Origin of the sequence: Pseudoxanthomonas sp. J31, assembly GCF_000510725.1 — a bacterium.
GTDB lineage: Bacteria > Pseudomonadota > Gammaproteobacteria > Xanthomonadales > Xanthomonadaceae > Pseudoxanthomonas.
Genome location: NZ_AZNZ01000001.1, coordinates 186,854 through 200,099 on the forward strand (window position 1 = coordinate 186,854; position 13,246 = coordinate 200,099).

Here is a 13,246-nt window from a genome sequence, read left to right on the forward strand (position 1 = left end):
GCAGCTGCCGGCGCAGGGCGTGGAGCGCCAGCCGACGGGGTGGTCGTGCGCCCGTCGCCAGGCCGCGCGGCCTGGCCGGGGAAAGCGGAGGCACGGCAGGAACCGGGAGGGCCGGGGTCGGGCGCCGGAGCGGATTGCAGCCTCAGGCCGGATGCGTGCTTCCGGTTGCGGCCGCCGCCTTCGTAGCGGCCGGCCGGGCCCGGGCAACCGTTCTCACCAGGGCAAGACCGCGCCGTCGGGGCCGAGGAACAGGCCGCTGTCGTCCGGGCCCAGGCGGTCCAGCACCGCCAGCAGCGCGGCGGCGGCCTCCGCCGGCAGGGCCGGGGCGCGCTCGCCGCCCATGTCGGTGCGCACCCAGCCCGGATGCAGGGCCACCACACGGATGCCGCGCGGCTGCAGCGCCCGGGACAGCAGCACCGTGCCCATGTTCTGCGCGGCCTTGCCGACGGCGTAGCTGGGGGTGCGGAACTCGCGGCGCAGCGCCAGCGAGCCGATCTCCGAGGACAGGTTGGCGACGATGCCGCCGTCGGCCAGCAGGTCCGCCAGCGCCTGCACCAGCAGGAACGGGCCGATGGCGTTGGTGCGCAGGCTGGTTTCCAGGTCGGCCTCGGCCACCTGGCCGAAGCGCTCGCCGCCGTGCAGCACGCCGGCGTTGTTGAGCAGCAGGTCCAGCGGTTGGCCGTCCAGCACCAGCGCCAGTTCGCGCGCCAGTTCCCCGCGGCTGCGCGCAGCGGCCACGTCCAGCGGCAGCACGTGCAGGCGCCCGGGGTAATCCCCGGCCAGGGCATTGAGCGCGGCGGCGCGGCCGGGATGGCGGGCGGTGGCGACCACGCGCGCGCCGCGCGCCAGCAGCTGGCGGGTGAACTCCAGGCCGAGGCCGCGGTTGGCCCCGGTGACCAGGCAGTGGCGCATGTCCGTGTCCGCTCCGGCCGGGATGGCTTGTGGCCTAGTGTAAAGGCCGCCCGTGGCGACTAGCATCGGCGCACCAATCACAGCACAGGGAGCGTCACGATGAGGATCACGCGCAGGCCGCTCGCCGCGGCCCTGGCCATGGCCATCACCGCCACCTTCGGGGTCGCCGGACTGGCCCCGGCGGATGCCGCCACCCGTCCCGCGGCCGGCAGCGAGGTGCTGATCCCGTACGAGGAGTTCACCCTGCCCAATGGCCTGCGCGTGGTGGTGCACACCGACCGCAAGGCGCCGATCGTGGCGGTGAACATCTGGTACCACGTCGGCAGCAAGGACGAACCGGCCGGCCGCAGCGGCTTCGCCCACCTGTTCGAGCACCTGATGTTCAACGGCTCGGAGAACCACCGCGGCGAGTACTTCGAGCCGTTCGAGCTGGTCGGCGCCACCGACATGAACGGCACCACCTGGCTGGACCGCACCAACTACTTCCAGAACGTGCCCACCACCGCGCTGGACCTGGCGCTGTGGATGGAGTCCGACCGCATGGGCCACCTGCTCGGCGCGATCGACCAGAAGGTGCTGGACGAGCAGCGCGGCGTGGTCCAGAACGAGAAGCGCCAGGGCGAGAACCAGCCCTACGGCCAGGCCGACGACCTGATCTACCGCGCGCTGTACCCCAAGGACCACCCGTACCACCACAGCACGATCGGCTCGATGAACGACCTCAACGCGGCCTCGCTGGAGGACGTGAAGCAGTGGTTCCGTGCCTGGTACGGCCCGAACAACGCGGTGCTGGTGCTGGCCGGCGACATCGACGTGAAGACCGCGCGCGAGAAGGTCACCCGCTACTTCGGCCACATCCCCGCCGGCCCGACCCTGGAGCGGATCCAGGCCGGCCCGGTGAAGCGCGCGACCACGCGCGAGACGATGGAGGACAAGGTCCCGCAGGCGCGCATCTACCGCGCCTGGAGCGTGGAACAATACGGCAAGCCGGACCTGGAGCGGCTGCAGCTGCTGGCCCAGGTGCTGGGCGGCAGCCGCGGCTCGCGCCTGGACCGCCGCCTGGTATTCGAGGACAAGCTGGCCGACAAGGTCAGCGCCTACGTGCTGCCGTTCGAGCTGGCCTCCACCTTCTACGTCACCGCCGACGTGCGCCAGGGCGTGGACCCGGCGCAGGTGGAGAAGGCGCTGGACGAGGAAATCGCGCGCCTGCTGGCCGAGGGGCCGACCGCCGAGGAGCTGGGCCAGGCCAAGATCATGACCAAGGCCTCGGTGGTGCGCGGGATCGAGCGCATCGGCGGCTTCGGCGGCAAGGCCGACGCCCTGGCCGAGTGCGCGGTGTACACCGGCAACCCCGGCTGCTTCCGCGACGCCCTGGAGGTGGTCGCCAACGCCACCGTCGAGGAAGTGCGCGAGGCCGGCCGCACCTGGCTGGGCGAGGGTTCGCACACCCTGGTGGTGCTGCCGGGCGAGCGCCAGGCGCTGGCCGAGGAACCGTCGCCGACCCCGGAACCGTTCAAGCTGCCGCCGCCGGACCGCAAGTACCGCGCGCTGAAGCCGCAGGTGGACCGCAGCAAGGGCGTGCCCATGCCCGACCGCTTCCCGGACCTGAAATTCCCGGCGCTGGAGCGGGCCACGCTCAGCAACGGCACCCAGGTGATCCTGGCCCGCCGCGACGCGGTGCCGGTGGTGCAGCTGAGCTACGAGTTCAAGGGCGGCTTCGCCGCCGACCTGGGCCGCAAGCTGGGCACCTCCAGCTTCACCATGGCCATGCTCGACGAGGGCGCCGGCGAGCTGGACGCGCTGGGCTTCGCCAACCGCGCCGAGTCGCTGGGCGCGGTGCTCGGCGCCGGCGCCACCCTGGACGGCGGCAACGCCTACCTGTCGGCGCTGAAGGAAAACCTGGACGCGTCGTTGCAGCTGTTCGCCGACATGGTCCGCCGCCCGCGCTTCGAGCAGAAGGAGATCGAACGCGTGCGCGCCACCTGGCTGGCCGGCATCGCCCAGGAGAAGGCGCGCCCCAACGGCGCGGCCATGCGCGTGCTGCCGCCGCTGTTGTACGGCCAGGGCCACCCCTACGCGATCCCGTTCAGCGGCACCGGCACCGAGGAATCCATCGCCTCGCTGACCCGCGAGGACCTGCAGTCCTTCCACGCGCAGTGGGTGCGCCCGGACGGCGCCACCCTGATCGTGGTCGGCGATACCACCCTGGAGGAGATCGTGCCGCTGCTGGAGCGCCACTTCGGCGACTGGAAGGCGGCCGCCCCGGCCCCGGCCGCGGTCGAGGCCATCCCGGAGGTGGAGCGTCCGCAGGCGGCGGCGGTGTACCTGATCGACCAGCCCGGCGCGGTGCAGGCCACCATCCTCGCGGGCCAGGTCGTGCCCTCGACCAAGGACCCGTCGACCATCGTGTTCGACTTCGCCAACTCGGTGCTGGGCGGCGAGTTCTCCTCGCGCCTGAACATGAACCTGCGCGAGGACAAGCACTGGGCCTACGGCGCCTACAGCTTCACCACCCAGGCCCTGGGCCAGCGGCCGTGGATGGCCTTTGCCCCGGTGCAGATCGACAAGACCGCCGAGGCCCTGGCCGAGCTGGACCGCGAGGTGCGCGAGTACGTCGGCGGGCGCAAGCCGCCGACCCCGGCCGAGGTGGCCAAGATCCAGGCCACCGAGATCCGCAGCCTGCCCGGTGCCTACGAAACCGCGCGCGCGGTGCTGGGCACCATCGGTGGCATCGTCCGCTACGACCGCCCGGACGACTGGGTGTTCCGGCGCAAGGCCCGGATCGAGGCGCTGACCGTGGAGCAGGTGCAGCAGGCGGCCGCCACCCTGGATCCGGACAAGCTGGTCTGGGTTGTGGTGGGCGACCTCAAGCAGGTCGAGCAGCCGGTGCGCGCGCTCAAGCTCGGCCCGGTCCACGTGATCGACGCCGACGGTCGCCCGGTCGCGCGCTGACCCGTGCGCCGGCGCCGTCCCGACGGGCGGCGCCGGCGGTTGTCCCCCTGTTGCACCGAACCATGGCAGGCTTTCCGGCCTGCCTTCACCTTCCCGGAAGACCCGCATGCGCCTTGCCGCCGCCTCCCTCCTGCTCGTCCTCCCGCTGGCCGCCTGCACCTGGGTGCCCTTGCAGCCCCAGGGCAAGGCCGTGCGCGTGATCGCCGCCGGGGCGGCCCCGGCCGGCTGCACCCGCCAGGGCGAGGTCGAGGTCTCGGTCAAGCACAGCGTGGGCTTCTACCAGCGCGACCAGGTCAAGGTCCGCGACGAGCTGGAGAGCCTGGCCCGCAACGAGGCCCCGGGGGTCGGGGCCAACGTGGTCCAGCCGCTGGGCGAGCCGGCCGGCGGGACCCAGCGCTTCGCCGCCTGGCAGTGTCCCTGAACGGGGCACGCCCCGCCCCGTACGTAAAGGTGCGGTGAAGGCGGGCAACCGGTAGAATCGACGCCCCTTTCGCCTTACCGGCGTGGTCTAGCCATGCTTTTCAAGAACGTCTCGATCGCGGGGCTGGCGCATATCGATGCGCCGCATACCCTGACCTCGGAGGAAATCAACGCGCGCCTGAAGCCGACCCTGGACCGCCTCGGCATCCGGGTGGACGTGCTGGGCGACATCGCCGGCATCCATGCCCGCCGCCTGTGGGATGACGGCATGACGGCCTCCGACGTGGCGACCATGGCTGCGCGCAAGGCGCTCGAGGACGCCGGCATCGGCGTGGAGAAGATCGGCTTGCTGGTCAACACCTCGGTCAGCCGCGACTACCTGGAGCCGTCCACTGCCTCCATCGTCTCCGGCAACCTGGGCGTGTCCGAGGAGTGCATGACCTTCGACGTCGCCAACGCCTGCCTGGCCTTCATCAACGGCATGGACATCGCCGCGCGCATGCTCGAGCGCGGCGAGATCGACTACGCCCTGGTGGTGGACGGCGAGACCGCCAACCTGGTGTACGAGAAGACCCTGGAGCGCATGAGCGCCCCGGACGTGACCGAGCAGGAATTCCGCGACGAGATGGCGGCCCTGACCCTGGGCTGCGGCGCCGCGGCCATGGTCCTGTGCCGCCGCGAACTGGCCCCGGATGCCCCGCGCTACAAGGGCGGCGTGACCCGTTCGGCCACCGAGTTCAACCAGCTGTGCCGCGGCAACCTCGACCGCATGGTCACCGACACCCGCCTGCTGCTGATCGAGGGCATCAAACTGGCCACCAAGACCTTCGCCGCGGCCAAGCAGGCGCTGGGCTGGGCGGTGGACGAGCTGGACCAGTTCGTGATCCACCAGGTCAGCCGCCCGCACACCAAGGCCTTCATCAAGTCGCTGGGCGTGGATCCGAAGAAGGTCATGACCATCTTCGGCGAACACGGCAACATCGGCCCGGCCTCGGTGCCGATCGTGCTGAGCAAGCTCAAGGAACTGGGGCGCCTGAAGAAGGGCGACCGGATCGCCCTGCTGGGCATCGGCTCGGGCCTGAACTGCTCGATGGCCGAGGTGGTGTGGTAACCCACTCCTGCCCCGCATGACAAAGGGCCGGCTCTGCCGGCCCTTTGCTTTTCCGGCGTCCGGCATCGCTGCCGGGGCCGGGGTGGCGGCGCGGCCTCAGCCGGCGCCGCAGCACTTCTTGTGCTTCTTGCCGCTGCCGCAGGGGCAGGGATCGTTGCGGCCGGGGCCGTCCTCGCGGCGGATCGGGGTGCGCGGAGTCTGTTCGGCGATGTGCTGGTGGTTGAGGTCGGCCAGCATGCCCGGCAGGTCCATGACGATGTCCAGGCGCTCGCGGTAGGCCAGCGGCACCGGCTCCTTCTCCGGGTGTTCCGGATCGACCACCTCGCCGGAGGCCAGGCGCTCGAGCAGGTCGAAGATCTCCTCGATCCACTCGTGCTCGTCCAGCCAGCGGTCCCAGGCCTCCTCGCGCAGGGCCGCGCCCTCGAAGAAGCCCAGCGCCCATTCCCGGCCCACGTCCAGTTCGTCCTCGGCCAGGGCCTCGTCCGCGCTTTCCGGGTCCTCGGGCAGCCACATCAGCGGCAGCAGGTGTTCCGGCAGGTCCTCGCCCTGGCGGGCGCGGGCCACGCACATGTTCCAGTGGCCCTGCAGCAGGGCCTGGACCTCTTCGGCCTCCTCCGGGCTGCCCCAGCTGGGCAGCTTGCCGCCCCAGACCACCGGCTGCCATTCCTCCGGCGGCACCGGCGCAGGTGCCACCGCCAGGGCCGACAGGAAGCCGTCCAGCGCCTCCAGGTTGAAGCCGCGGAAGGGCACGGCGCGCTGTTCAAGCAGGGTGGAGAGGCGTTCGATCTGCGCGTCGTCGAGATAGGGCGGGGGCATGGCCATGGCGGCTGGAACGGTGGAGGGGCGTGCATGGTAGTCCCTGGCGGGCCGCGGCGGGGCCGTGGCGGGTCCGCGCTGGCCTACAATGCGCGGTTTCCGCGCGAACCTGCTGCCCGTGTCCCAGTTCCCCGGCTACCCCGAGCACCCCCGCCGCTTCGAAGTCCGGCCCGGCATCCACATGTCCTACCTGGACGAGGGCCCGCGCGACGGCGAAGTCGTGGTGATGCTGCATGGCAACCCGTCGTGGAGCTACTACTGGCGCACCCTGGTGGCCGCGCTGGTCGGCCGCTACCGCTGCATCGTCCCCGACCACGTCGGCATGGGCCTGTCGGACAAGCCGGACGACCGCCCCACCGCCTCGCCGCGCTACGACTACACCCTGCAGTCGCGGGTGGACGACCTGGAGGCGCTGCTGCGCCATGCCGGGGTCGACGACGCCACCCCGGTGACCCTGGCCGTGCACGACTGGGGCGGGATGATCGGCTTCGGCTGGGCGCTGTCGCATGCGGCCCAGGTCAAGCGCCTGGTGGTCCTCAATACCGCCGCGTTCCCGATGCCGGCGGCCAAGCAGATGCCCTGGCAGATCGCGCTGGGCCGCGACTACTTCGTCGGCGAAGTCATCATCCGCGCGTTCAACGCCTTCTCCGCCGGCGCCTCGTACTTCGGCGTGGAGCGGAAGATGCCGGCCGACGTGCGCCGTGCCTACGTGGCTCCCTACGACTCGTGGAAGAACCGCATCTCCACCATCCGCTTCATGCAGGACATCCCGCTGCGCCCCGGCGACAAGGCCTGGCCGCTGCTGGAAGCGGCCGGCAAGGCGCTGCCGTCCTTCGCCGACCGCCCGGCCTTCATCGGCTGGGGCCTGAAGGATTTCGTGTTCGACCACCACTTCCTCGAGCGCTTCCGCGCCGACCTGCCGCGCGCGCAGGTGCATGCGTTCGAGGACGCCGGCCACTACGTGCTGGAAGACAGGCACGAAGTGCTGGTGCCGGCGATCCGCGCCTTCCTCGACGCCAATCCGCTGGCCTGAGCGGACCACGGGCCGGCTTTCCCTGCGCGGGCTAGCCCGCGCCGCAGGAAAATCCATGCGGCGAATCCCTGCCTTCCCGCAATGCGGGATGGCGCCCGTTGCGATGCAGCCGCCTAGGCCGCGATTGGCGTGACCGGCGGCGAGGACGGGCTGTTGCCGCTGTCGTCCGGTTCGCCGTCGTCGTTGCTGGCGGCTTCGCGCCAGGTCCAGTCGGCCGGGGTCAGCGGTGGCAGGCCGTGGGCGATGCGGGCGCGGTCGCATTGCGAGCTGGCGGCGCCGAATTCCCAGGACGCATCCACCTCGCGGCATACCGAGGGCCGGTTGGGGTGGATGGTGCAGCGCGAGTACACCCCGATGTCCGCGTCCAGCGCCACGCAGCGCACCGGCGGGCCGTAGGTGCCGCGCATGCACAGGCGGTGCGCGTCCAGGCGCTGGGTCAGTGCGGCGGGTACGCCCCCTTCGGTCACTTCATCCGATTCCATCCAGTGGAAGGCGACCCGGTACTGGGTGCAGCAGGCGCCACAGGTGAGGCAGGGATGCATGGGGGGCGGGCCGGGCCTTGCGCGGCTGCAGTTGCGGGAGGCGCGATTCTGCCGCATCCGGTGGCGGCGGCGAAGTGGCGCCGGGCGGTGGGCACGCGCGTGGGATAATCCCCGCATGACTTCCAGCCCCTGCAACATCGCCGCGGCGCTGCCGCGGCTGGCCGCCGAGCGTCCCGACCAGCCCGCGATCCGCTGCCCCGGCAAGCGCGCCTCCGGCCGCGGCCTGGCCCGCTACGACGTGGTCCTCGACTACCGCACCCTGGACACCCGCAGCGATGCGCTCGCCGCCGGCCTGGCCGCGCACGGCATCGGCCGCGGCGTGCGCACGGTGGTGATGGTGCGGCCCTCGCCGGAGTTCTTCCTGGTGATGTTCGCCCTGTTCAAGGCCGGGGCGGTGCCGGTGCTGGTGGACCCGGGCATCGACCGCCGCGCGCTGAAGCAGTGCCTGGACGAGGCCCGCGCCGAGGCCTTCATCGGCATCCCGCTGGCGCACGTGGCCCGGCGCCTGCTGGGCTGGGCGCCGTCGGCGAGGAAGCTGGTCACGGTGGGCACCCGCATGGGCTGGGGCGGGACCACCCTGGCCGCAGTCGAGCGCGCCGGCCAGGGTGCCGGCCCGCAGCTGGCCGACACCGCTCCGGACGAGGTCGCCGCGATCCTGTTCACCAGCGGCTCCACCGGCGTGCCCAAGGGCGTGGTCTACCGCCACCGCCACTTCGTCGCCCAGATCGCGCTGATGCGCGAGGCCTTCGGCATCGAGCCCGGTGGCGTGGACCTGCCGACCTTCCCGCCGTTCGCCCTGTTCGATCCGGCCCTGGGCCTGACCTCGGTGATCCCGGACATGGATCCGACCCGCCCGGCCGAGGCCGACCCGCGCCGCCTGCACGATGCGATCGCGCGCTTCGGCGTGACCCAGCTGTTCGGTTCGCCGGCGCTGATGCGGGTGCTGGCCGACCATGGTGCGCCGTTGCCCACCGTGCGCCGCGCCACTTCCGCCGGCGCGCCGGTGCCGCCGGAGGTGGTGGAGAAGATCCGCGCGCTGCTGCCGGCCGATGCGCAGTTCTGGACGCCCTACGGCGCCACCGAGTGCCTGCCGGTGGCGGTGATCGAGGGCCGCGAGCTGCAGGAAACCCGCGCCGCCACCGAGGCCGGCGCCGGCACCTGCGTGGGCCGCCCGGTGGCGCCCAACGAGGTGCGCATCATCGCCGTGGACGACGGCCCGATCAAAAGCTGGAGCCAGGCGCGCGTGCTGGGCGTGGGCGAAGTGGGCGAGATCACCGTCGCCGGCCCGACCGCCACCGACAGCTATTTCAACCGCGAGGCCGCCACCCGCGCGGCCAAGATCCGCGAGGCCCTGGCCGACGGCAGCACCCGCGTCGTGCACCGCATGGGCGACGTGGGCTATTTCGACGAACACGGCCGGCTGTGGTTCTGCGGGCGCAAGACCCAGCGCGTGGAGACCGAGCAGGGCCCGCTGTACACCGAGCAGGTCGAGCCGGTGTTCAACGTGCATCCGCGCGTGCGCCGCACCGCGCTGGTAGGCGTGGGCGCGCCCGGGGCGCAGGTTCCGGTGCTGTGCGTGGAACTGGCCCGGGGCGTGCGCGCCACCGAGTTCGAGCGCATCGCCGAGGAACTGCGCATGCTTGGCAGCCGTACCCCGCAGACCGCGCGCATCGGCCGCTTCCTGCGCCATCCCGCGTTCCCGGTCGACATCCGCCACAACGCCAAGATCGGACGCGAGAAGCTCGCCGCATGGGCGGCCCGGCAACTGGAGAAGGCCCGATGAAGGTGCTGGTGACCGGTGGCGGAGGCTTCCTCGGCCAGGCCCTGTGCCGCGCGCTGCTGGCGCGCGGCCATGCGGTGCACAGCTTCCAGCGCAGCCATTCGCCCGCGCTGCAGGCGATGGGCGTGGTCCAGCACCTTGGCGACCTGGCCGACGCGGCCGCGGTCGCGCGGGCGGTGGCGGGCATGGACGCGGTGCTGCACAACGCCGCCAAGGCCGGCGCCTGGGGCAGCTACGACAGCTACTACCAGGCCAACGTGGTCGGCACCCGCAACGTGATTGCCGCCTGCCGCGCCAATGGCGTGCAGCGGCTGGTCTACACCTCCACGCCCAGCGTCACCCATCGCGCCACCCATCCGGTGGAAGGCCTGGGCGCGGACGAAGTGCCCTACGGCGAGGATTTCCAGGCGCCGTACGCGGCGACCAAGGCCATCGCCGAGCAGGAGGCGCTGGCGGCCAACGGACCGGAGCTGGCGGTGGTCGCGCTGCGCCCGCGCCTGATCTGGGGCCCGGGCGATCCGCAGATCCTGCCGCGCCTGGTCGAACGCGCGCATGCCGGGCGCCTGCGCCTGGTCGGCGACGGCTCCAACCTGGTCGACACCACCTACATCGACAACGCCGCCCAGGCGCACCTGGACGCGCTGGACCGCCTGGCACCGGATGCGGCCTGCGCCGGCAAGGCGTACTTCATCTCCAACGGCGAACCGCTGCCGATCCGCGAGGTGCTCAACCGCCTGCTGCAGGCCGCCGGTGCGCCGCCGGTCACGCGCAGCATTTCGTTCAAGACGGCGTACCGCATCGGTGCGGTGTGCGAGCGGCTGTGGCCGCTGCTGCGCCTGCGCAGCGAGCCGCCGATGACACGCTTCCTCGCCGAGCAGCTGGCCACCGCGCACTGGTACAGCATGGAGCCGGCGCGGCGCGACTTCGGCTACGTGCCAAGGGTCGGTTTTGACGAGGGAATCATCAGGCTGAAGGCCAGCTGGCAACAGGGCGCATCCGTCACCTGATCACGACCGGCGCTTGGGCAGCATGCCCCTCGACCGCCCCCCGCGGCGCCACCCCGAGGAATGCCCAGATGCTCCATTACGCCGTCGTGTTTTTCGTCATCGCCGTGATCGCCGCCCTGCTGGGTTTCAGCGGCATCGCCGGCGCCGCCACCAACATCGCCTGGATCCTGTTCGTCGTGTTCCTGATCCTGGGTGCGATCTCGCTGCTGCGCGGCAGGCGGGTCTAGTCCGCGCCGGCGCCCCTGGCGCCGCCGGAACCCCAGCACGGGCGTGGCCACTGGCTGCGCCCGTGTCGTATCCGGACCCCGGGTTTTCCGGTGCGGCGCCGCCGCGACCGCTAGAATGGCCGCATGCCAAGCCCCCTCGATGCCCTCAAGCCGCTGGCCGGACGCGCCCTGGAAGCGGCGCTCAACCGTGCCGCGGCGCTGGACCCGGATACCCTCGCCGCGCTGGCGCAGCTGGACGGTCGCAGCGTTTCCCTGACCCTGGAGCGCCCGGCGCTGGCGCTGGAAATCCGCGTGCATGACCGCTACCTGCAGGTCGGCCCGCCGCTGCGCGAGGCCGACCTGGCCGTGCGCGGCACCATCGGCGGCCTGCTCGGCCAGCTGCCGTTCCTGGCCGCCGCCGCGCGCGGCAAGCCCGCCGGGCGCCTGCACGTGTCCGGCGACGCCGACCTGGCACGGCGCCTGCAGAAGCTGGCCTCCGGCTTCGAGCCGGACTGGCAGCAGCCGTTCGTGGAGCTGTTCGGCCCGGTGCTGGGCGTGCAGCTGGCCAATGCCGCGGCCGCGGCCCTGCGCGGCGCGCGTGGGCTGGCCGGCGGCCTGGCGCGTTCCGGTGCCGAATACCTGGTGGAGGAATCGCGCGACGTGGTCGGCCGCGCCGAGCTGGCCGCGTTCAACGACGAGGTCGATGCGGTCCGCGACGACGTCGAGCGCCTGGCCGCGCGCATCGCCCGCCTGCGCGTGCCCGGAGGTGCGCCATGAGGGCCGCGCTGCGCGCCTGGCGCATCGCCCGGGTGGTGCTGCGCTACCGGCTGGACGCGTTGCTGGAAGGCACCCCGGCCGAGCGCTGGCTGCGCCTGGCCAAGCCGTTCGTGCCGCGAGCGGCGGCCGACGTGGCCTCGCAGCCGCGCGGCATGCGCCTGCGCCTGGCGCTGCAGGAACTGGGACCGATCTTCGTCAAGTTCGGGCAGATCCTGTCCACCCGCCGCGACCTGCTGCCGGCGGACATCGCGGCGGAGCTGTCCCTGCTGCAGGACCAGGTGGCGCCGTTCGACGGCCAGGCGGCGCGGGCCATCGTCGAGCAGGCGCTGGGGCGGCCGGTGGAGGCCGCGTTCGCCGGCTTCGACACCCGCCCGCTGGCCTCGGCCTCGATCGCCCAGGTGCACGCTGCGCGCCTGCACGACGGCCGCGAGGTGGTGGTCAAGGTGCTGCGCCCGGGCATCGAGCGCCAGATCGACGCCGACCTCGCCCTGCTGCGCTCGCTGGCGGCGCTGGTCGACCGCGCCCATCCGCGGGCCGACCGCATCCGCCCGCAGGCGGTGGTGGCCGAGATCGAGTCCACCCTGGCCGCCGAGCTGGACCTGCAGCGCGAGGGCGCCAACGCCTCGGTGATGCGCCGCTTCTGGAAGGACTCGCCGGACCTGTACGTGCCGGAGGTGATCTGGTCGCACAGCGCGCAGCGGGCGCTGACCATGGAGCGGGTGCACGGCATCCCCTCCGACGACATCGCCGCGCTGGATGCCGCAGGCATCGACCGCAAGGTGCTGGCGGCCAAGGGCGTGCGGGTGTTCTACACCCAGGTGTTCCGCGACAACTTCTTCCACGCCGACGCGCACTCGGGGAACATCTGGGTCGATGCCGACCCGGCGCGGCGCCACGACCCACGCTTCATCGCCCTGGACTTCGGCATCGTCGGCCAGCTGTCGCCGCGCGACCAGTACTACCTGGCCGAGAACTTCATGGCGATCTTCCGCCAGGACTACCGCCGCATCGCCGAGTTGCACGTGGAGGCGGGCTGGATGCCGGCCACGGTGCGGATCGAGGAACTGGAGGCGGCGGCGCGCGCGGTGTGCGAGCCGTACTTCACCCGGCCACTGAGCGAGGTCTCGCTGGCCGAGGTGCTGGCCAAGCTGTTCCGCACCGCGCAGCGCTACGAACTGACCTTGCAGCCGCAGTTGATCCTGCTGCAGAAGACCCTGCTCAACATCGAGGGCGTGGGCCGGCAGCTGGATCCGCAGCTGGACATCTGGGCGGTGGCCAGCCCGGTGCTTGGGAAGATCCTGCGCGAGCGCTACAGCCCGCGCCGGTTGCTGCGCGAGTTCCGCCAGCGCGCCCCGGAGCTGATGACCCGCGCGCCGGATATGCCGCGCCTGTTGCACGAGTGGCTGGAGCAGCAGGTGCAGGGCCGGCACCGGACGGGCATCCACTCGCCCGACCTGGCCGGGATCGAGCACACCCTGCGGGTGATGCAGCGGCGGGCGGTGGCGGCGATCCTGGGCGTGGGCCTGCTGCTGGTGGCGGCGGTGCTGTACGCGCTGGAGGCCGGCGGTCCGCGCCTGGCCGGGGTGCCGCTGTCGGCCTGGGTCGCCGGAATCGGCGGGTTGTGGGCGGTGCTGGCGGCCTTGCCGCGACGCTGACCCCCGCGCAGCCGCAAGCAACGAACGGGCCCGCC

Annotated in this window: 12 protein-coding genes; 9 read left to right on the forward strand and 3 right to left on the reverse strand. The window is 72.3% G+C overall.

All coding sequences use genetic code 11. From position 1 onward, the window contains the following. Positions 1–213 precede the first annotated feature (213 nt). Entirely contained in the window at positions 214–912 is a 699-nt protein-coding gene (locus PSEJ31_RS0100820) for an SDR family oxidoreductase (RefSeq protein WP_028914362.1), read from the reverse strand. A 99-nt stretch (positions 913–1,011) separates the two neighbouring features. On the opposite strand from PSEJ31_RS0100820, the gene PSEJ31_RS0100825 reads away from it, so the two are divergent. The 3 genes from PSEJ31_RS0100825 (at position 1,012) to PSEJ31_RS0100835 (ending at position 5,395) form a co-directional block, all read left to right on the forward strand. After that, on the forward strand, positions 1,012–3,864 hold the full coding sequence (locus PSEJ31_RS0100825) for a pitrilysin family protein (RefSeq protein WP_028914363.1): 2,853 nt from the start codon (positions 1,012–1,014) through the stop codon (positions 3,862–3,864). 106 nt (positions 3,865–3,970) lie between these two features. Beyond that, positions 3,971–4,285, forward strand: coding sequence for a DUF4156 domain-containing protein (locus PSEJ31_RS0100830; RefSeq protein ID WP_019399416.1), 315 nt, complete (start codon positions 3,971–3,973; stop codon positions 4,283–4,285). 93 nt (positions 4,286–4,378) lie between these two features. Next, entirely contained in the window at positions 4,379–5,395 is a 1,017-nt protein-coding gene (locus PSEJ31_RS0100835) for a 3-oxoacyl-ACP synthase III (RefSeq protein WP_019399417.1), read from the forward strand. A gap of 96 nt (positions 5,396–5,491) precedes the next feature. Here the strand turns inward: PSEJ31_RS0100835 and PSEJ31_RS0100840 are convergent, their stop codons facing one another. Then, positions 5,492–6,211 carry a UPF0149 family protein gene (locus tag PSEJ31_RS0100840; protein WP_232210957.1) on the reverse strand — a complete coding sequence of 240 codons (720 nt, stop codon included), beginning with the start codon at positions 6,209–6,211 and terminating at the stop codon, positions 5,492–5,494. A 118-nt stretch (positions 6,212–6,329) separates the two neighbouring features. Between PSEJ31_RS0100840 and PSEJ31_RS0100845 the strand changes: the two genes are divergently transcribed. Further along, a complete protein-coding gene (locus PSEJ31_RS0100845) occupies positions 6,330–7,244 on the forward strand; it encodes an alpha/beta fold hydrolase (protein ID WP_028914365.1) in 915 nt (304 codons plus the stop codon). 113 nt (positions 7,245–7,357) lie between these two features. Here PSEJ31_RS0100845 and PSEJ31_RS0100850 read toward each other — a convergent pair whose 3' ends face one another. Continuing rightward, a complete protein-coding gene (locus PSEJ31_RS0100850; RefSeq protein WP_028914366.1) occupies positions 7,358–7,786 on the reverse strand; it encodes a YkgJ family cysteine cluster protein in 429 nt (142 codons plus the stop codon). Positions 7,787–7,901: 115 nt separating this feature from the next. Between PSEJ31_RS0100850 and oleC the strand changes: the two genes are divergently transcribed. The 5 genes from oleC (at position 7,902) to ubiB (ending at position 13,211) form a co-directional block, all read left to right on the forward strand. Next, complete coding sequence (gene oleC, locus PSEJ31_RS0100855; protein WP_028914367.1) at positions 7,902–9,569, forward strand: olefin beta-lactone synthetase; 1,668 nt, start codon at positions 7,902–7,904, stop codon at positions 9,567–9,569. Then, complete coding sequence (oleD, locus tag PSEJ31_RS0100860) at positions 9,566–10,573, forward strand: 2-alkyl-3-oxoalkanoate reductase (protein ID WP_028914368.1); 1,008 nt, start codon at positions 9,566–9,568, stop codon at positions 10,571–10,573. The genes oleC and oleD overlap by 4 nt, the downstream gene beginning before the upstream one ends. Positions 10,574–10,641: 68 nt before the next feature. Then, positions 10,642–10,800, forward strand: a complete 159-nt coding sequence (locus PSEJ31_RS16405; protein WP_019399423.1) for a DUF1328 domain-containing protein — start codon at positions 10,642–10,644, stop codon at positions 10,798–10,800. Between the two features lie 123 nt (positions 10,801–10,923). Further along, positions 10,924–11,556: an SCP2 sterol-binding domain-containing protein gene (locus PSEJ31_RS0100870; RefSeq protein WP_028914369.1), complete on the forward strand. Its 633-nt coding sequence runs from the start codon at positions 10,924–10,926 to the stop codon at positions 11,554–11,556. Then, entirely contained in the window at positions 11,553–13,211 is a 1,659-nt protein-coding gene (gene ubiB, locus PSEJ31_RS0100875; RefSeq protein ID WP_028914370.1) for a ubiquinone biosynthesis regulatory protein kinase UbiB, read from the forward strand. Before PSEJ31_RS0100870 ends, ubiB begins: the two co-directional genes overlap by 4 nt. The last annotated feature ends 35 nt before the right edge of the window (positions 13,212–13,246 follow it).